Genomic DNA, 19,372 nt, shown 5'->3' with positions numbered 1-19,372 from the left:
GGGCCGGGGCCGCGCCCGGAAGGCTACTCCGCGCCGCTCGACGCCCGTACCCGCAGCGACCAGTCGTGACGGCGGACGGTGCCCGGCCCGGTGCGACCGGCCAGGATGTCGCTGAGCAGGGCGGCGCAGGCCCGACCGTACGCGTCCGGGCGCAGGTCGATCGCGGTCACGGGCGGCGCGCAGGCGCGCAGGGCCGGGCCGTCCACGCAGGAGGCGACGAGCAGGTCCCGCCCGGCCGTGCGTCCGAGTCCGGCGGCGGCCCTCAGTACACCGGCGGCGGCTCCGTCGGGCGCGCAGACGACCGCGTCGACGGCGGGTTCGGCCGTCAGCAGGCCGACGGTGGCCTGTGCGGCCTCGTCGGGGGTGGCGGCGAACGGCACGGTCCGCACGGCGACTTCCTGCCCGTGCGTACGGCCCCAGGCGTCCGCCGCCTCGCGCAGCGTGGTGGCCCACGCGGAGGTCCCGGCGGGCGCGAGCAGCGCGGGGCGCCGGGCGCCGGAGTCCCGCACATGGTCCAGCAGCGCGGTCAGCGAGGCGGCGTTGTCGCAGACCACGGCACCGGCGGGGGTGGACGCCGGGCCGGGGTAACGCTCGCCGGTGACGACGGGCACACCCGCGTCGAGCAGGCCCGGCACGGCGGTGTCGGCGGCTTCGGGGTCGATCACGAGCAGGCCGTCCACGCGTGAGGCGAGCCGCCCGGCGGTCCCGCCGTCCGGGGCCAGCAGCACCACGTCCAGGCCGTCCTCCTGGGCGCGGTTCACCACCCCGAAGGCGAGGGTCATGTAGTAGTCCAGCCGGGTCGCGGTGCGCGGCAGGTGCAGGCCGATCGCCCCGGTGCTGGCGCGGCGCAGCCGCTGTGCGGCGCTGTTGGGCCGGTAGCCCAGCCGGTCGGCGGTGTCGCGGACCCGGCGCCGGGTGTCCTCCGCCACCCGGCCGGAGCCCTGGAGCGCGTCGGAGACGGTGCTCTTGGAGACCCCGGCGGCATGCGCGACGTCGAGCAGGGTCACGGTGCGGCGGCTGGTCACGGGGCGAAAGTCTAGACGTACGCCGATCTCGCCGAACGCCGTGCCCGGAGCGCCGTCCGGATGCCGTCCGGAGTGCGGCCACCCCTTGCCGGAACGTTCCGGCGCCCCGTACATTGCCCGGTGCCGGAACGTTCCGGCACGTTTCTCCGCCCGCTGCGCCGCGCCACTGCCCACACCCCCGCGCGGCCTGCCCGCCCTCCCCCTCCGCGTCCCCGGGAGCCCCCATGCGTGTGATCACGGCCCTCACTCCGCCCGCCTCACCGGCCCGCACCCGCCCGGCCGGGCGCACCCCGCTGCGCGTCGCCCTCGTCCAGCAGCGCTGGCACCGCGACCCCGCCGAGCACCGGGCCGCCCTGGAGGAGGGCATCCGCCTGGCCGCGGCGGAAGGCGCCCGCGTCGTCTGCCTCCAGGAACTGACCCTTTCCCCGTACTTCGCGGTGGTCCGCAAGGCCGACCACCCCGACCCCGACGAACCGGAGGATCTGCGGACCGGCCCCACCGTCACCTTCGCCGCCGAGGCCGCCCGCGCGTACGGCGTGTACGTGCACGCCTCGCTGTACGAGAAGGCGGACGCGGCCCCCGGCCCCGACGGCACGGCGACTCCCGACGGCCTCGGCTACAACACCGCCGTCCTGGTCGCCCCGGACGGCACCCTCGCCGCCCGCACGCGCAAGACGCACATCCCCGTGTCCGAGGGCTACTACGAGGACCACTGGTTCCGCCCCGGCCCGGCCGGCCCCGACGCCTTCCCCACCGTCGCCGTCGAGAACGCCGTCTTCGGCCTGCCCACCTGCTGGGACCAGTGGTTCCCGGAACTGGCCCGCGCCTACTCGCTGGCCGGTGCCGACGCCCTGGTCTACCCGACCGCCATCGGCTCCGAGCCCGGCCACCCCGGCTTCGACACCCAGCCGCTGTGGCAGAAGGTGATCACCGGCAACGCCGTCGCCAACGCCACCTTCATGATCGTCCCGAACCGCACCGGCACCGAAGGCCCGCTGACCTTCTACGGCAGCTCCTTCATCGTCGACCCGTACGGCCGCGTCCTCGCCCAGGCTCCCCGCGACGAACCGGCCGTCCTGGTGGCCGACCTCGACCTGGACGCCCGCCGCGACTGGCTCGAACTGTTCCCGTTCCTCAGGACGCGCCGCCCGGACGCGTACGGGCCGCTCACGGTGACGGACTGACGAGAACCGGGCCAGGGCTCCGCATGGTCCGCAGGGCGGAGCCCGAACGGGCGGCCCCCGGCCGGGAGCCGCCCACCCGTGTCACTCCCCGAGCACCCCTGCCAGCCCGGCCAGCGTCTGCGGCAGCTGGTCGGCGGGCAGGCCGCCGCCCTGGGCGAGGTCGGGGGAGCCGCCGCCGCGGCCGTTCAGCAGGCGCTTGACCAGGTCGGAGGCCGAGCCGCCGGCTTCCTTGCCGGCCTTGTTCAGGGCGACCACCAGGGCCGCCTTGCCGTCCGTGGCCGAACCGACGGCCACGGCGGCGGGCTGTCCGGCGGGCATCCGGTCCCGTACGGCCATGGCCAGCGCGCGCGCCTCGTCGGCGCCGCCGTCCGCGGTGGCGGTGACCACGCGGAAGCCACCCGCCTGTACGGCGGAGTCGGCGAGCCCCGCGGCGCGCGCCACGGTGGCCTGCTGCCGGAGCCGCTGGTTCTCCCGGTCGCTCGCCTTCAGGCGCTCCAGCAACCCGGCCACCCGGTCCGGCAGTTCGGCGCGCGGGCTCTGGAGCTGTTCGGTGAGCTGGGTGACCAGGTCGCGTTCGCGGGCGAGGTAGCCGAAGCCCTCGATGCCGACGGACGCCTCCAGGCGGCGCATGCCGGCGCCGACGGAGGATTCGGCGGTGAGGGCGACGACGCCGACCTGGGAGGCGTGGTCGACGTGCGTACCGCCGCACAGTTCGCGCGACCAGGCGCCGCCGATCTCGACGACCCGCACCTTCTCGCCGTACGTCTCGTCGAAGAGCGCGAGGGCGCCCAGTTCCTTGGCCTCCGGGAGCGTCATCCACTTCACGCCCACCGGCAGGTCGCGGCGGAGCGCCCGGTTGGCGGCCTCCTCGACCTCGCTGCGGGTGGCGGCGGACAGGCCGCCGCGCCACGGGAAGTCCAGGCGCAGGTAGCCGGGGCGGTTGTAGGAGCCGGACTGGAGGGCCGTCGGGCCGAGGATCTCGCGCAGCGCCGCGTGCAGCACGTGGGTGCCGGAGTGGGCCTGGCGGGCGCCGAGGCGCCACTCGGGGTCGACGGCCGCGTGGAGGGCGTCACCGAGGGCGAGTTCACCGGCGGTGACGCGTACCTGGTGGGCGACCAGGCCGGGGAGGGGGCGCTGGACGTCGAGGACCTCGGCCTCGACCGAGGTGCCGGACAGGCGGCCCGCGTCGCTGTCCTGGCCGCCGGACTCGGCGTAGAAGGGGGTGCGGTCCAGGACGACGGTGACGATGTCGCCCTCGCGGGCCACCGGGACCGGACCCTGCGCACCGAGGACGGCCAGCACCTTGGAGTCGGACTCCAGGGTGTCCCAGGCGCGCCAGTCGGTCGGGCCGTGCTCGTCCAGGACCGTGCGGAGCGACGACGTGTCCACGGCGCCGCCCGACTTGCGGGCGCGGGCGTCGGCACGGGCCCGCTCGCGCTGCTCGCGCATCAGCGCGGCGAAGCCCTCGCGGTCCACCTCGACGCCCTGTTCGGCGGCCATCTCCAGGGTGAGGTCGATGGGGAAGCCGTAGGTGTCGTGGAGGAGGAACGCCTGCTTGCCGGGGAGGGAACGGCCGCCCTCCGCCTTGACCTTGGTGACGGCGGTGTCGAGGACCGCGGTGCCCTGGCGCAGGGTCGCGCGGAAGGCGTCCTCCTCGCCCGCCGCCTGGCCGGCGATCCGCTCGTAGGACTCGGCGACCTCCGGGTAGCTGGGCGCCATGCAGTCGCGGGCGACCGGCAGCAGCTCCGGCAGGACCCGGTCCTCGTAGCCGAGCTGGCGCATCGAGCGGACGGCGCGGCGCAGGATGCGGCGCAGCACGTAGCCGCGGCCCTCGTTGCCGGGGGTGGTGCCGTCGGCGAGCAGCATCAGGGCCGTACGGACGTGGTCGGCCACGACGCGCAGCCGTACGTCGTTCTGCTCGTCGTCGCCGTAGCGGACTCCGGCGAGGGCGGCGGCGCGGTCGAGGACGGGGCGGGTCTCGTCGATCTCGTAGAGGTTGTCGACGCCCTGGAGGAGGGTGGCCATCCGCTCCAGGCCCATGCCGGTGTCGATGTTCTGGCGGGGGAGTTCGCCGAGGATCGGGTAGCCGGACTTGCCGGTGCCCTCGCCGCGCTCGTACTGCATGAAGACGAGGTTCCAGAACTCCATGTACCGGTCCTCGTCGACCTCCGGGCCGCCCGCCCGGCCGAACCTGGGCCCCCGGTCGTAGTACAGCTCGGAGCAGGGCCCGCACGGTCCCGGCACGCCCATCGACCAGAAGTTGTCCTCGTCGCCGCGCGAGACGATGCGCTCCTCGGGCAGCCCGGAGATCTCCCGCCACAGGGTGCGCGCCTCGTCGTCGGAGTGGTGCACGGTGACCCAGATCAGCTCGGGGTCCAGGCCGTACCCGCCGTCGGCGACCGGGGTGGTGGACAGCTCCCAGGCGAACCGGATGGCGTCTTCCTTGAAGTAGTCGCCGAACGAGAAGTTGCCGTTCATCTGGAAGAACGAGCCGTGCCGGGTGGTCTTGCCGACCTCTTCGATGTCCAGGGTCCGCACGCACTTCTGCACGCTGGCCGCCCGCGGCCAGGGCGCCGCCACCTCACCGGTGAGGTACGGCTTGAAGGGCACCATGCCGGCGTTGACGAACAGGAGCGTCGGGTCCGGTGTCGGCAGCGGCGCGCTGGGGACGACGGTGTGGCCGCGCTCGGCGAAGAAGTCGAGGAAGCGGCTGCGGATCTCGGCGGTACGCAAAGGGGGCTCCGGGGCGGTCGGTGGAGGAAGGGGCGGTCGCTGGTCGGCGGTTCAGGCTGCGGGCGCCGCCGCGGCCCGTGCCGCCCTGGCGACCGGGTGCAGGGCCGCGTACTCCAGCGGCGCCGACGGGTCGATCGAGAGGTCCAGCGGAGCCGGCTCGGCGCCCGCCCGTACGAGCAGGTCGCCGACGGCGGCGATCATCGCGCCGTTGTCCGTGCACAGCCGCAGCGGCGGCACGCGCAGGGTGATGCCCGCCTTCTGGCAGCGCTCCTCGGCGAGGGACCGTACGCGCGAGTTGGCGGCGACGCCGCCCACCACCACCAGGGTGCCCACGCCGTGCTCCTTGCAGGCCGCGACGGCCTTGCGGGTCAGTACGTCGGCGACCGCCTCCTGGAGAGAGGCCGCGCCGTCCGCCACCGGCAGCTCGCCGCCGGTGTGCCGTTCGGCCCAGCGCGCGGCGGCCGTCTTGAGGCCGGAGAAGGAGAAGCCGTACCGCTCGTCGCGCGGGCCGGTCAGCGGGCGCGGGAACGCGACGGCCTTCGGGTTGCCCTCGCGCGCGGCCCGGTCGATCGCGGGGCCGCCCGGGTACGGCAGGCCGAAGACCCGCGCGACCTTGTCGAAGCACTCCCCGGCGGCGTCGTCGAGGGTGTCGCCGAGGTGCACGATCGGGTCGCGCGCGAGGTCCCGTACGAGGAGGAGGGACGTGTGCCCGCCGGAGACGATCAGCACCATGCAGGGATCGGGCAGCGGGCCGTGTTCCAGGGTGTCGGCGGCGACGTGCCCGGCGAGGTGGTGCACCCCGTACAGCGGCACGCCCAGCCCGTACGCCAGGCCCTTGGCGCCGGCCAGGCCGACCTGGAGGGCGCCCGAGAGGCCGGGGCCGGTGGTCACGGCCACGGCGCCGATGTCGGCCATGGTCAGGCCCGCCTCGTCGAGCGCCCGGCGCACGACGGGCGTGAAGGAGTGCACGTGCGCGCGGGCCGCGATCTCCGGTACGACGCCGCCGTAGCGCGCGTGCTCGTCCATGCTGGACGCCACCGCGTGCCCGAGCAGCTTCCCGTCCCGGACCAGGCCGGCCCCGGTCTCGTCACAGGACGACTCGATCCCCAGCACCACTGGAGAGCCTGGAGATGCCACCGCACCGCTCCTTCGTTTCGTTTCCCTCGTACCCGGCCCTGTTATTGCGATTCATGTGCAACAACCCGTCCCGGACCAGGATACGGCGGCCCGTACGGCGTGGGGCGGGGTCGGGGCGCGTCCGGGCCGGGGCGGGGGCGGGTCCGGGACCGGCCCCGGCCCGGACGCGCCCCGACGGTCACGGCGCCCCCGTGGCTGCTTCCCGGCCGAGTTCCCCCGCCACCCGGACGTTCCACCGGCCGTCCCGCCCGCTCAGCACCGTCACGGCCAGCGGCGGTACGTCCACCCGCCAGAAGGACGAGGGCGGGGCCCCCAGCGCGCACACCACGGACGCACGTACGACGTCCGGCTCCACTACGGCCACGATCCGGCCGCCCTCCGCCGCGAGACCCGCCAGCCAGTCCGCCACCCGGCCGAGCAACTGCGCGAGCGTCTCGCCGCCGTGCGGCGCGCTGTCCGCGTCGGACAGCCAGGCCGCGACTGCCGCGGGCTCGTCGGCCATCACGTCCTCCAGGGCCAGACCCCGCCAGCGGCCCATCGCGCCGCCCGCCGCGCCCGGGGCCGGGACCGCCCGCAGGCCGAGCGCCTCGGCCGTCTCCCGGCAGCGCGCGGAAGGGGAGGTCAGGGCCCGGTCGGCGGGCAGCGCGGCGGCTGCGGCGCGGGCGGCGCGGGCCCGGCGCAGGCCGCCGGGCGTCAGCGGCTCGCCGGCCGGGAAGCGCACCGCGCGCAGGGCGTCGTCGAAGGCCGGTGAGACCAACATCACCCGAGTTGTCATGGGCACCTCTTTCGGCGCGGAAAACGTGATGGCGCACAAGGGAAGCAGCGGGGCGCACGCCCGCCGCCGTGCGCCCTTCCGGCCGCCCGCGGGGCCTTGGCCCGGCCGTCGCCACGCGGTACGTTCCCGATGATATTGACGATGACATGACGGAAGCCGGTGGAAGCCCGGTGCGGTCGCGCCACTGTGAGCCCGGACCGGTCCCGTAGGGGCCGACGGGTGAGCCAGACCCGTCCTGTCGTCACGACTCCCCGACCGGGACGCGAGTTCCCCAGGAGGTTCCGTCATGGCCCAGTCCGTCGCCCCGCCGGCCACCGGCCGCGCCGCACCCGCCGCCCTGCCCGTCAGGACCGTCCTGCCGTGGGCCGTCTTCGGCGGCATCCTCATGCTCGTCCTGCTCTACTTCGTCGGCGCCGAACAGGGCGCCACCTCCCTCCTCTCCGGTACCGACGTGCACGAGTGGGTCCACGACGGACGCCACCTGCTCGGCTTCCCCTGCCACTGACCGGGGGGACCCGCACATGAACTCCGCCACCGTCAGATCCCTCCTGGTGCGCGGCATGGCGGCCGGCCTCGCGGCCGGCCTGCTCGCCCTGCTCGTCGCCTATCTGCTGGGTGAGCCGCAGGTCGACGCCGCCATCGCGTTCGAGGACGCGCACGCCCACGAGCACGAGGCCGAAGTCGTCAGCCGCGCGGTGCAGTCCACCGCGGGCCTGGCCACCGGCGTCCTGGTCTACGGCGTCGCACTGGGCGGGATCGCCGCCCTGGCCTACTGCTTCGTCCTCGGACGCGCCGGCCGCTTCGGCCCCCGCGCCACCGCCCTGCTGCTCTCCGGCGCCGCCTTCGCCGCGGTCTACCTCGTACCGTTCCTCAAGTACCCGGCCAACCCGCCGTCCGTCGGCGACCCCGACTCCATCGGCAAACGCACCACGCTGTACTTCCTGATGATCGCCCTCAGCGTGCTGCTGACCGTCGCCGCCGTCATCCTCGGCAAGTGGCTCGCCCCCCGCCTGGGCACCTGGTACGCGACGGTCGCCGCCCTGGCGGCCTTCACCGTGGCCGTCGGCCTCGCCTACGCGTTCCTGCCGGCCGTCAACGAACTCCCCGCCGACTTCCCCGCCCAGCTGCTCTGGAAGTTCCGGGTCTCCGCACTCGGCATCCAGCTCGCCCTGTGGACCGTCTTCGGCCTGCTCTTCGGCGAACTGGCCGAACGGGCCGTCCGGGCCCGCCCGGCCGCCGCCGAGCGGGGCGCGGACGAGGGCGCGGTGCCGTCGGCACACTGACGGGACCTGCTGCCACGGACCTGCCACGGACCTGCCACGGCCCTGCCACGGCCCTGTCACGGCCCCGGAGCGCGGACAACCGCCGCGCGCCGGGGCCGTGCGTGTGCCGTGCGCCGGGCGTGTGCCGGGCGTGTGCTGTGCGCCGGGCGTGCGCCGGGCCGTATGTGTGCCGGGCGTGTGCCGGGCGTGTGTCCGGTGTGCGGGGGCCCGCCCGTAACCGTCCTGGGCCGGTCAGTCCGGCAGCAGGGCCGACACGAGGCCGACGGTCCATTCGGGGGTGAGGGGCAGGTCGGTGAAGACGGCCCGGTAGTAGAGGGGGGCGAGCACGGCGTCCGTGGCGCGTTCGAGGGGCGGGGGCCGGTGGCCCCGGGCCCGGTCCCGTTCGAGGACGGCGTCGAGGGTCTGCTGACGCTCCCCGCTGCATGCGGCGGCGCCCTGCCCTCCGGCGGTGCCGATGGTGGCGCGCACCAGGGCGAGGGTGTCCGGGTCGCCGAGGTCCTTGGCGAGGTCGGACGCATAGCGTTCCAGATCACCGCGGAGGCTTCCGGTGTCCGGCACCACGAGGTCGCCGGAGAAACGGCTCGACGCGACGTCGGCGAGCAGGTCGCCGACGGAACCCCAGCGGCGGTAGACCGTGGTGGCGTGCACGCCCGCGCGGGCGGCCACGACCGGGATCGTCAGCGGTTCGCTCCCCTCGGCGGCGACCAGTTCCCTGACCGCACGGTGGACGGCCGCGCGGATGCGGGAGGAGCGGCCGCCGGGGCGGCTGCCGACGTGGGGCGAGGGCGATGTCGGAGCGGGCATACGCCCATTATTTCATTGATCACTGCTTTTTTGATGCAGCGATCGATGCTTTTGTGGTACCTTCCGACCACTAACGCAACGATCGCTGCGAGCCTTGGCGTGCGGGCGGCACCGCGTGAGATGCCCTCAGGCGGGACGGGCCAGCAGCAGCGTCCACCACGGGCCGCGGTCGGCGGTGCCGCTGTTGATGCCCACGCCCGCGTGCCGGAACGCGCAGTCGGCCAGCACCACCCGGTGCTCCGGACTGCGCGTCCACGCCCGGACCACCTCCGCCGCCCCGCGCTGGCCGCGCGCGATGTTCTCGCCCGCGCGGCGCCAGTCGTACCCGACGGCCGAAAGCCGGTTGCCCGGCCCCGAGCCGCCCCGCTCCCGGTGCGAGAGCGAGTCCTCGCGGGACATGTGGTCGCTGTGCCGCTGGGCCGCCTTCGTGACCGTACGGTGCGCCCGTACGGGAAGGCAGCCGGCCTTCGCCCGCTCGCGGTTGACCAGCCGGACGACGGCCGCCCTGACCGCCACGACGTTGCGCGGGACGCGGGCGGTACGGGCGGCACCCGGCGCCCGTACCGCGCGGATCTCCTGAGCGGCCTGCCGTGCCGGCGCCGCTTGTGGCGTCCGGGCCGTGTGTGACGCCGGAGCCGTGTACGCGGCGTCCGGCAGTCCCGGGCGCACGCCCGGAGACGTCGCGACGGCGGGCCCGCCCGCCGCGAGCCCTGCCAGGGCCAGCACCGCCATCATCGCCACGGCCGCCACCGTCGCCCGCGCCGTGCTCCGGCCCGCGCTCCCGCCCGTACTCCCGCCCATTCGGCCCCTGTTCCTCGACTGTCCTCGGCTGTCCGCGACCGCCATCGGCTGCCATAGACCGCCATCGGCGGTCCCGGGCTGCGGCGACCCGGCCGTCACCCGGCCGGCGCCGTACCCGGCATCCGGCCCGGAGACAGTCTTGCCGTCCCGGCCCCCGCCTCTGTCGCCCGCGGCCGATACCCGACCCGTTCGGCTGTACGGACGCCCACCCGCTGACGTACGCCAGATCCACCCCCGCGGGCATTGGGCAGCGGGCAGCGGGCGGGGCGCCGCCTCACTCCTTCCCCTGAGCGGCCCACTTCCTGAGCGCGTCCCGGTCCTCGAACCGGGCGACGTTCTTGTCCAGCGGACGGTTGGTGTGCTGGTGGAAGAGCCACTTGTCCTTGATCCGCGGCTTGCCGGGGCTGACGTAGTCGGCGATCCACAGCCCGTCCGCGGCGTAGGACGAGGTGTCGTGGCCCTTCCAGAAAGACACGTTGGTGTACAGCAGTACGCGGTGGTGGGGCGCCAGCTTCTTCACCTCGCGGAGGAACTGGTCCTTCTGCGCCCCGCTCGCGTGGCTGCCGGAACTGGTCGTCTCCCAGTCGGCGGCGAGGAGATCGCCTTCCTTCGCATCGCACTTCCCGACGAAGTACCGGGCCTGCGCCTCGATGTTCCCGGGCCACAGGAAGTGGTAGAAGCCGACCACACAGCCCGCCCCCCGGGCCTTGGCCGCCTGGTCGGCCCGGTGCGGACTGGCGTAGGAACGGCCCTCGGTCGCCTTGATGAACACGAAGTCCTGGTCCGTCGCGTCGTACGAGGTGTTGTGGGCGGAGATGTCGACGCCGTGCAGCATGAAGTGCCTTTCGGTGGTGGGAAACGAGAGGCGCGCGGAGCGCGGACGTCTGCCGCATTCGCGTTCGGGCGGCGGCGACCGGACAGGTGACCGAATTCCCGCGATCCGCGCCGTACGGGCCCGTACGGCCTGCCCCTCACGCCCTCACGCTTTCCTCTCCCTCGGTACGTCCTCCCCAACACATTCCCCACATTCCCCGCGCGTCATCCCCAACCACCCCGCCCCACCGTGGCATTCGCGTGCGCCCCCACCTCTCACTCCGCCCCCTGCGGCAGACCGGGCGACACCCGCATCGATATCGAACCGGAACCCGCCCGGTGCCCAGTCCGCCCGCAACCGCCTCTGTTCTCCGCGGACCCGTAAAACGGCTGAACTTGGACGGCCTTTCGACGCAAGCCGCTGGTCGCCGGCTTCGTGGGCCCCGAAGACCAGGTCGCGTTGGCCGAAACCGCTTGCCCGCAGTCGTCGAACCCTGCGCTGATGTCAGAGCCCCGTGCTGTCCTACGACATGTGCGGGTGTGCCGATTGAGCAGCACAAGGGGGAGTACGTTCATGGCGGTACGGGCGAAGGCGTACGTTCAACGCGATGTCCCCTCAAGGGCACACACCAGAGCCTGTCCGGGATCAAGGCGGCAGCCCACGACCGCGGCCATCGCCGCGCTCGTACTCCGGGGAGACTGTCGAGGAGCCCGTCGGGGAGCGTCTGAGCGCGATATCTCATCCGAGGGCGTGCGCAGGGCGCCCCCGTCGTACTGCTCCACTTCCGCCGTCCTCGGTCGGCTGGGTGGGGCCCGATGAGCCGACCTCCGTCACGACGTACCTGTCGGCGTCGCCCGGCCCGCCGGTCCAGGAGGCAGGACGAGCAGGTGGCTTGGGCCGTGGCCGCGATCGTCGCGATCGGCTTGGCTGCCGTCGCCGTGCAATGGCTGCTCGTGCACTGGTGGATCCTCGTTCTCGCTGCTTCGGGCGCCGCCGGCGCAGGTGGCCTTTGGCTCCGGCAGGCCCGTCGGCGGGCCGAGTGGGCACGCGTCCGAGCCCAGGCATTGCGGCTGCGCATCGCCGAGATGGACGCCTTGGATCACCGTGCGTTCGAGTTCGCGATACGGGACCTGATGCGTCGGGACGGCTGCAAGGCCGAGCGGCTCGGCGGCGCCGGTGACAACGCCTGCGACGTGCGCGCCGTCGACCCCGCCGGTCGGGTCTGGGCCATCCAGTGCAAGCACCGCAGGGACGGGGATGACGGGTCCGCCGTAGGCGTCGACGTGCTGCAGCAGGTCAACGGCACCGCCCGTCAGATCCACGGGGCGGACATCGCGGTCGTCCTCACCAACGGCCGCTTCTCCTCCAAGGCTGTCCCCTGGGGTACGCAGAACCGGATCCATCTCGTCGACCGCCGGGTGCTCGGAGAGTGGGCCGCAGGATCACGCCCGCTGTGGGACCTGCTGGACCGCATCGCGCCGACAGGCTTCGGGCAGGGAGTTCTCAAGGCCGTGGGCCAGGTCGCACAGAGCATTTCGCAGTCAGGCAACCCGTGAGGCCCCCGGGCGGACGCCCCCACCTGTCGGCCGCCTTCTCCTGAGGCCGTGAACGTCGTGCCGGGGTTCCGGCAGGGCATGGGCCGCCGGGGCGGTACCGGCGAACGGGGGCGGCGTACGCGGACCGAAAGGCCGTCGGACCTCCACGCCGGACGTTCACGGCCGGGTGACCCCTGTGACGCGACCGGCAGTTGTCGTGTGCCGGTCGGAGTACGGGCCTGCGAGAGCCGGAGTACAGGTCTGTGAGAGTCGGAGTGCGGGCCTGCGAGAGTCGGAGTACGGGCCTGCTAGAGGGGCAGGTCAGGTGCCGGACGGGCGTTGATAATCTGCCTGAGTCATGACAAGTACGGGGGAGGGGCGGCATACGAGTGTCCGGTAAGACGGCGGTCGACCCGGCCGAGCTGCGTGCGTCGGCGCAGGCCGAGGACGCGATAGCGGACGACATGAAGGACCCGAACAAGAAGGCGATATCCACGTCCAAGGACGCCGCCCAGGCGCTCCAGGGCTGGGCGGTCGGTGCGGCGCTCCAGCAGATCGTGGACAGCTGGAAGCCGTCGCTGGACGGGATGCACGCCCGCGCCAAGACGGGCGCGAACAACCTCCGCGCCAGCGCGTCCGGTCACGAGTGGAACGAGCGGGACACCTACCGGGACTTCGAGAAGACGGGCGACGAGGCCCAGACCCAGTCGGGGCTCCAGTCGATGAGCGCGCCCGCGAGCGGCCCGGGTGCCATCGGCGGCCCTGGTGCCGTGGGCTCGGAGGGAACCTCCCCCATGCCGGGCGCGGATCGCTTGCCGGGTCCGGGCGGTGCCGTCGGCGGGCCGGGTGCCGTCGGCTCGGAGGGGACGTATCCCATGCCGGGCGCGAATCGCCCGCCGGGTCCGGGCGGCGCCATCGGCGGCCCTGGTGCGGTGGGCTCGGAGGGGACTTCCCCCATGCCGGGCGCGGACCGTCTGCCGGGTCCGGGTGGCGCCATCGGCGGGCCGGGTGCCGTGGGCTCGGAGGGTACGCATCCCATGCCGGGCGCGAGCCGGCCGCCGGGGTCCGACGGCCCCGCGTACACCGGCCCGGACCCCGGCGCGAAGTGGACGCCGGAGGACATGGCGAAGGCCAAGCCCATGACGGCCCCGGCCGACGGCTCGCCCTTCGGGTGAGCCGCTCCTTCCGGGCCTCCCGGGGGCCGGGCCTCCCGGGGGCACCGCGCCCGGGGCCGGGCTTCCGCGCCGCGCGGGCCGGGCCCGTCCGTGGCGGCCCGGGTCTCTCATGACACCGACACGGGAAACCGTTCCGACGGGGGAAAGCGCACGTGAGTTCCATCTACGCACGTCTCTTGAAGCAGGACCTCTCCGACTTCGAGGAGTCGGCAAAGGCGTGGCGGAAGCTGTCCACCACCATGGACACGCTCACCGACCAGCACCGCTCCAAGGTGACCGGGCCGCTGCACGCCCAGTGGGAGGGGAAGGACGCCAACGCGGCGCTCTACTTCCTCGAAGACCTGGAGAAACGATTCGGCATCGTCCGTACCGAGGCGATGGCCATCGCCGAGGTCATCACCGTCGCGCACGCCAAGCTCCAGGAGGCCCAGAAGAACCTCCGCGACAGCGTGAAGGGCGCCGAGGCCGAGGGTTTCGTCGTCCATGACAACGGCAAGCTGGAGCAGTCGGCGAGCCAGAAGGAAGCCACGTCCGGCGACGACGTCCAGGACCAGGCCGACCGCGCCTCCCTGTCCTCGCTGATGGACATCTACCAGCGGGACATCGACTCGGCCCTCGACTACGCCAAGGAGGCCGACGACGAGGCCGCCGCGAACCTCGGTGTCCTCGACGGCGACATCCTCCAGGGCGACATCGACGACTCCGCGGGCGAGGCCCGGGACGACGTCGCCCAACTGGGCAAGAAGACGGACCTGCTGGCGGCCCCCGTCGCGCCGGAGGACCCCAAGGAAGCCGCCAAGTGGTGGCACGACCTCACACCGGACCAGCGCGACTCCCTGGCCGCCCTGCACCCCGAAGTGATCGGCAAGGCCGACGGCCTGCCCTCCGACGTCCGTGACGACGCCAACCGGCTCGCCCTGGACCAGGAGCTGAGCGCGATGGAGAACTACGAGTACCACGACAAGTACTCCACCGACGACTACAACAAGCGGCTCAACAACCTCCTGACGCTGCAACGCGCCATGGACAAGCGGGACGGCGAGACCGGCCGCAAGGAGCTCTTCCTGCTCGACTTCGACTCCGGGGGCGACGGCCAGGCCGTGATCGCCCAGGGCAACCCCGACACGGCGGACAACGTCGCCGTACAGGTGCCCGGCACCGACACCACCATGGAGTCCACCGGCGGCCAGCTCGACCGCATCGACAAGCTCCAGCGGGCCGCCATGCGCGAGGACCCGACGTCGAGCACGTCGACGGTCTACTGGCTCGGCTACGACACCCCGGAGATCCCCGTCTCCCAGGCCGCGAACCTCTCCGTCGCCGGCACCGGCCGGGCCGAGGACGCCGCCCCGGACCTGCGGAACTTCACCCACGGACTGCGCGCCTCCCACCAGGGCGACCCGGCCCACCTCACCGTGCTCGGCCACAGCTACGGCTCCACGGTGGTCGGCGCCGCCGCCGCGCACGACGGGGGCCTGGGCGCCGACGACATCGCCGTGGTCGGCAGCCCCGGCATGACCGTACGGAGAGCGGACGAGCTCAACATCGACCCCGACCACGTCTACGTGGGCCGCGCGGAGGACGACGGCATCAAGATGGCAGCGGGCGCGACCCTCGGCTCGGACCCCGCCACCACCGACCTGTTCGGCGGGCACCGGTTCAAGGTCGACACCGAGGGGCACAGCGGCTACTGGGACGAGACCAAGGACGGCCCCAGCCAGAGCCTCGCCAACCAGGGGAAGATCATCGCCGGTTCCACGCCGACCCGGGCGCCCAAGGAACCGACCCAGAATCCGGACCGCCCGGACATCCCGCTGGGACCCCACCCGTGAGCCGCGGCCCGCTTCCCGGCGCGCCCGCCGGCAGCAGGACGCCCCGCGCTTCCGTACGCCGCTCCGTCCGTCGAACCCTCCGCCGCTGCCGGAGGCCGCTCTCCGTCCTCCTGCTCGTCCCGTCCCTCCTGTTCACCGGAGCCTGTGTGTCCCAGCCGTCCGACCACACCGACAAGCCGTCCGACAACATCAACGCGCCCTTGCCGCGCAAGAGCCGGTCCGACGCCCTGGAGTGGGCCAAGCGCTACACCTCGACGATGGCGCACTACGCCGAGGTGACGGTCGCCGACGGCCCCGGTCCGTTCACCGACTTCGAGGCGTGCGTCGGCAAGAACGACGAGGTGGCCGACGACGGCCGGTTCAGCCTCACGTACACCGTGTACGCCCACCTGCCCCGCGAACAGCACATCGCGGCCGTACGGAAGCTGCGTGCGGCCCTCAAGGGCCACGGCGTGGACGTCTCCGATTACACGGAGGAGGCGGAGGCCCACAAGGTGACCCTCTACGGCAAGCACTCCGCCGAGAAGTTCCTGATCATCGCCGACACGGTGAAGCCGCCGGACACCCTGCGCCTCTCCGTCAGCACCTCCTGCTTCCTGCCCCCGGACGCGAAGCAGCAGCAGTTCTGAACCCCGGCCTCCCGACCGCGCTCCGCGGCCGGGAGGCACGGCGCGTGCGGCAGCCGTTCTTCTCTCCGTCACACCCACGTGACCAGCAGGTCTTCGTCAAGCGGAATTGCCCCTACTATTTGAAATCCGTCGCACTGCTTTACTAGATCATTGCGTGGTTTTCGGGTTAAGGTCCGTGTGACCAGCTCAACCGGGCAGCGTTCCGCAGGGGACCGAAGAGGCAGTGATGCTTCGGCGGTCCGGACGCCCCGAGGTATTTCACCTGCAGACCAGGGGGAAACTGTGAGGTGTAAGTCTGTGCTTTTCGCCTTTCGGGCGGATGCCCGTGCAGCTCTGCTGCCCGATGGATTTGCCATCCGCTGTGCGCGGCCCCGTGTCGCTTCCCGCTGACACCGCGGCATTCTTTCCCTTCACTCTTTCATCTCTCACCTCTTCTCCGCCCCGGGGTCGTTGACGACTTCGCCCGGGGCCGAGAAGCACTTCATTCCGGGACCGTGAGCGACCGCCGGGTCGTGCGTCCCGGACCACTGCGCCCGTCGGCTCGCTGATTCCCCTCGCTGCCCGCCGGGGACCACGGCGACGACCGTACGGTTCTGCCTTTCCGACGCTGTTCCGCGGCGATTCCGCCTGCCCGCGGAACGCCGCCTGTTGCCACCCCCTTTCGCATGTCTAGCCGCCGGTACCAAGGCGGCAGGAGGAGTTCTCGCATCGCCATGGACACACAGCGCATGACTTCCGCACGGATGAGACGGTTCGTGACGCGTGGCCTTGTGACGGCCACCGCCCTCGCCGCTGTCACGGGCGCCGTCGCGCCGGGTGCCGTCGCCGACAGCGGCCCCGGGACCTCGGATGTCGTGGCCGGCCCGGGAGGCATCGGTACGTCCGACACCCAGCGCGTCGACGCCGCGGCCGTGGTGGGCCTGGACCCGACCGCCGCGGTACTCCTGCTCAGCGACTACGACTTCATCCACGCGCTGTGGCAGAAGGCCAGCGACGCGGGGGACAAGCTCGACGCGGTACGTACCGCCGCCGAGCAGGCGATGGCCAGTGCGGTCGCCGAGGACCACGTGCGCTTCATCGTCTCCGGCGTCCACGAGGCGTACAAGCTCGACCAGCAGCGCGAGCGGGAGAAGGCCGAGGCCGAGCGGGCGGCCCGGCTGGCCAAGTCCCAGGTGCTGCTCACCGTCGGCATCCCCAGCACGCCGGAGCTGCTCGCCCTCAGCGACGACAACTTCATCCGGGCCGTCGCCAAGCACACGGCCTCCGGCCCCGAGGTACGGTCGGCCGCACTCCAGGCGCTGCTCGGTGAGGCGGCGGACTGGCGGGAGTTCATCGTCAACGGCGCGCGCGAGGCCCACAAGCGGGACGTGGCCAACGAGCTGAAGGAACTGGAGGAGCAGAACCGCAAGGAGGCCGAGCGCCGCAAGGAACTCGCCGCCCGCAAGAGCGCCGCGGCCCTGTTCCGTATCGCGCCCTCCGAGGCGATGCTCACGCTCAGCGACGACAACTTCATCCGGGAGCTGCTGCGCCAGGCCCCCGCCGACCTGCGGGACAGCGAGCTCTACGCCGAGGGCCAGCGCGCCACCCTCAGCTCCGACGCGGCCGTGTGGAAGGCGTACATCCACACCGGCGCCGACGCCGCGTACAAGCGCGACGACGAGAACCGGCGCAAGAAGCTCGCCGAGGCCAACCGCAAGCTGGCCCTCCAGATCCAGGCCGCCGCGGAGAACAGCAAGGTCAACCCCAACCTGGCGGCCGCGGCCAAGACCGCGCTGAAGGGCAGCGATGCGGACGTCGAGCGGTTCCTGAAGGCGGACACCCAGTACCGGCTCAAGCGTCAGACCCTGAAGGTGTGGACCGTCGGCCAGGTCGTGCGCCAGTCCAGCGCGGACGGCGGCAAGGCCCTCCTCAGCGACTCGATCAAAACGACCAGCCCGGCGGCCGACCGCGAGGACGCCACCTGGGTGATCGTGCCCTCCCTCGCGAGCGAGCCCGGCTGCTACTCCTTCGAGTCCGTGCGCAAGCCCGGCCACTACCTCAGGAGCGGCAAGGAGGAGAGGAACGGGCTCCGGGTGGAGGTCGCGGCGGACGACCGCAGCTCCAAGTTCCGCAAGAGTGCCTCGTGGTGCTTCCGCGAGACCTTCGGCGACGGCCCCGGGCCCATGCGCTCCGCGGTGTCCTTCCAGCAGAACACCACGGACGGCAAGAAGTGGCTCGCGCCCACGACGAAGGACGTCTACGCGCGAAAGGACTTCTCGTTCGACCTGCCCGGCGGCAAGCCGGGAGAGGCCCAGCCGGCCCGCCCGGCGGCCTGGCAGATCTCCGCGCCGCTGGCGCCCTGACCTGTCGGCACCGGGTCGGGACCGAGACAGCGACTACGTACGAGGGCGCACGTGCCCGCCATGCAAGCGTGGAAGGGGGAGAGCACATTGGTGGCGGATTCCGCCGGTCATGCCATGCGGCGCCGGAGGTGGGCCGCGTCCTGGGTGGCGGTCGGCCTGCTGACAGGCGTCGGTACGCTCGCGGACGCGGCGCCCGCCCAGGCGCACACCGTTGCGGTCGGCGCACCGTCCGGTCAGCCGTCGCAGGTGGCGGCCGCCGCGGCGGACGAGGCGCGGGCGAGTGTGCTGCGCCTGGCCAAGTCGGTGCTGCCCGCGGAGATCCGCGCGTCGGCGTGGAACGCGTTGCGCAGTACGCGGGGGGACGCGGCGATTGCGGAGTGGCTGGCCCCCGGGGGCGGCTATGACGCGGCGAAGCAGCGCGTGCGTGACGCGCGGTCGCGTAACCGGGCCTTCTGCGAACGGGTGGTGAGCACGCACCCGGCGGGTTTCTCCCCGGAGGTGCGGTCCGCCGCCGAACGGGCGTTGAAAGGCACGGATGCCGACCGGGCGGCGTTCGTGAAGACCGGCTACGCCGAAGCGCAGCAGCGGGACCGCGTGCAGCGGGACGCCGACGCGCAGCACCGCCTGGAAGTCGGTGAGCGGCACCGCGCCTTCGTGCGTTCGCTCGCCGAGGCCGATCCGGGAGAGCAGGTGCGGGTGGCGGCGCAGTGGGCGCTGCGGCCCGGCTCCGTGGACGCGGACGTGGCGGAGTTCTACGGCTACGGCTGGGCCACCGGCGCGGCCTTGGACGTGGAGGCGTACCGGCTGCGGGTGGCGGACACGGAGGTGCGCCGCCACCACGTGCTGTCGATGCTGATCGCGCGGGCGGTGGCCGCCGAGGAGGCGCTGAAGTCGTCCGCGGACGCGGCGAAGGCGCGCGCCGAGGCCGAACGGGCCTGGCAGGCGGTGTCCGGGCACGCCGACGGTGCCCACACGGCGTGGCTGGACGAACAGCGGGCCGCCGGGGCGCAGGCGGAGAGCTGGCAGAGCATCGCCCGGCTGGCCAAGGAGGGCGCGGACGCCATCTGGGAGAAGATCGCCGCCCCGGCCGAGGCACGGCAGGGCGACTGGGCCCAGGAGCGGACGGAGGCAGCCGGGACGGCCGCTTTCTGGAAGGACATGCTCGACCGGGCCCGGGACAGCGAGAGCCGGGTCAAGGGCTGACGGCGCGGGCCCGGCACACTCCGCCGGGCCCACGCCGACGCCGGTTCCCCGGCCACGCCACGCCATGCCTTCGGCCCGATCCCCTCCCCTCCCCCTGCCC

General features: G+C 73.2%; 16 protein-coding genes. 9 read left to right on the top strand and 7 right to left on the bottom strand.

The features are described 5' to 3' along the window. Nucleotides 1–23 precede the first annotated feature (23 nt). Nucleotides 24–1,025 carry a LacI family DNA-binding transcriptional regulator gene (locus A6A06_RS28735; RefSeq protein ID WP_073765904.1) on the bottom strand — a complete coding sequence of 334 codons (1,002 nt, stop codon included), beginning with the start codon at nt 1,023–1,025 and terminating at the stop codon, nt 24–26. A gap of 224 nt (nt 1,026–1,249) precedes the next feature. Here A6A06_RS28735 and A6A06_RS28730 point away from each other — a divergent pair, with 224 nt between their 5' ends. Next, nucleotides 1,250–2,209, top strand: a complete 960-nt coding sequence (locus A6A06_RS28730) for a carbon-nitrogen hydrolase (RefSeq protein WP_073764939.1) — start codon at nt 1,250–1,252, stop codon at nt 2,207–2,209. Between the two features lie 81 nt (nt 2,210–2,290). Here the strand turns inward: A6A06_RS28730 and alaS are convergent, their stop codons facing one another. From alaS to A6A06_RS28715, 3 genes are all read right to left on the bottom strand, one after another. Beyond that, nucleotides 2,291–4,942 (bottom strand): alanine--tRNA ligase, encoded by a 2,652-nt coding sequence (gene alaS, locus A6A06_RS28725; RefSeq protein WP_073764937.1) that lies wholly within the window; start codon nt 4,940–4,942, stop codon nt 2,291–2,293. 51 nt (nt 4,943–4,993) lie between these two features. Next, nucleotides 4,994–6,058, bottom strand: a complete 1,065-nt coding sequence (gene tsaD, locus A6A06_RS28720) for a tRNA (adenosine(37)-N6)-threonylcarbamoyltransferase complex transferase subunit TsaD (RefSeq protein ID WP_199931292.1) — start codon at nt 6,056–6,058, stop codon at nt 4,994–4,996. Between the two features lie 199 nt (nt 6,059–6,257). Beyond that, complete coding sequence (locus A6A06_RS28715) at nt 6,258–6,854, bottom strand: histidine phosphatase family protein (protein ID WP_073764933.1); 597 nt, start codon at nt 6,852–6,854, stop codon at nt 6,258–6,260. Between the two features lie 286 nt (nt 6,855–7,140). Here A6A06_RS28715 and A6A06_RS28710 point away from each other — a divergent pair, with 286 nt between their 5' ends. Further along, nucleotides 7,141–7,359 (top strand): CbtB domain-containing protein, encoded by a 219-nt coding sequence (locus tag A6A06_RS28710; RefSeq protein WP_073764931.1) that lies wholly within the window; start codon nt 7,141–7,143, stop codon nt 7,357–7,359. Nucleotides 7,360–7,375: 16 nt separating this feature from the next. Further along, nucleotides 7,376–8,137, top strand: a complete 762-nt coding sequence (locus tag A6A06_RS28705) for a CbtA family protein (protein WP_073764929.1) — start codon at nt 7,376–7,378, stop codon at nt 8,135–8,137. Between the two features lie 231 nt (nt 8,138–8,368). Here the strand turns inward: A6A06_RS28705 and A6A06_RS28700 are convergent, their stop codons facing one another. The 3 genes from A6A06_RS28700 to A6A06_RS28690 all read right to left on the bottom strand — a co-directional run bounded on the left by A6A06_RS28700 (nt 8,369) and on the right by A6A06_RS28690 (nt 10,577). Continuing rightward, nucleotides 8,369–8,941 carry a TetR/AcrR family transcriptional regulator gene (locus A6A06_RS28700; protein ID WP_073764927.1) on the bottom strand — a complete coding sequence of 191 codons (573 nt, stop codon included), beginning with the start codon at nt 8,939–8,941 and terminating at the stop codon, nt 8,369–8,371. Nucleotides 8,942–9,067: 126 nt separating this feature from the next. Beyond that, nucleotides 9,068–9,742, bottom strand: a complete 675-nt coding sequence (locus A6A06_RS28695; protein ID WP_073764925.1) for a CAP domain-containing protein — start codon at nt 9,740–9,742, stop codon at nt 9,068–9,070. A 274-nt stretch (nt 9,743–10,016) separates the two neighbouring features. Next, on the bottom strand, nt 10,017–10,577 hold the full coding sequence (locus A6A06_RS28690) for a glycoside hydrolase family 25 protein (protein WP_073764923.1): 561 nt from the start codon (nt 10,575–10,577) through the stop codon (nt 10,017–10,019). 878 nt (nt 10,578–11,455) lie between these two features. Between A6A06_RS28690 and A6A06_RS28685 the strand changes: the two genes are divergently transcribed. From A6A06_RS28685 to A6A06_RS28660, 6 genes are all read left to right on the top strand, one after another. Further along, entirely contained in the window at nt 11,456–12,112 is a 657-nt protein-coding gene (locus A6A06_RS28685) for a restriction endonuclease (RefSeq protein ID WP_443333796.1), read from the top strand. Between the two features lie 368 nt (nt 12,113–12,480). Continuing rightward, nucleotides 12,481–13,266 (top strand): hypothetical protein, encoded by a 786-nt coding sequence (locus A6A06_RS28680; protein ID WP_073764919.1) that lies wholly within the window; start codon nt 12,481–12,483, stop codon nt 13,264–13,266. A 152-nt stretch (nt 13,267–13,418) separates the two neighbouring features. Then, on the top strand, nt 13,419–15,098 hold the full coding sequence (locus A6A06_RS28675) for an alpha/beta hydrolase (protein WP_073764917.1): 1,680 nt from the start codon (nt 13,419–13,421) through the stop codon (nt 15,096–15,098). A 146-nt stretch (nt 15,099–15,244) separates the two neighbouring features. Beyond that, the gene (locus A6A06_RS28670; protein WP_073764915.1) at nt 15,245–15,727 is read left to right on the top strand and encodes a hypothetical protein; all 483 of its coding nucleotides are present in this window, start codon (nt 15,245–15,247) and stop codon (nt 15,725–15,727) included. A 755-nt stretch (nt 15,728–16,482) separates the two neighbouring features. Continuing rightward, nucleotides 16,483–18,069 carry an AbfB domain-containing protein gene (locus A6A06_RS28665; RefSeq protein ID WP_242441002.1) on the top strand — a complete coding sequence of 529 codons (1,587 nt, stop codon included), beginning with the start codon at nt 16,483–16,485 and terminating at the stop codon, nt 18,067–18,069. 60 nt (nt 18,070–18,129) lie between these two features. Continuing rightward, entirely contained in the window at nt 18,130–19,272 is a 1,143-nt protein-coding gene (locus A6A06_RS28660) for a hypothetical protein (RefSeq protein ID WP_242441041.1), read from the top strand. The last annotated feature ends 100 nt before the right edge of the window (nt 19,273–19,372 follow it).

This window comes from Streptomyces sp. CB02923, assembly GCF_001905005.1.
Lineage (GTDB): Bacteria > Actinomycetota > Actinomycetes > Streptomycetales > Streptomycetaceae > Streptomyces.
The sequence above is the reverse complement of the archived record's forward strand: the minus strand, read 5'-3'. Positions and strand labels throughout refer to the sequence as shown.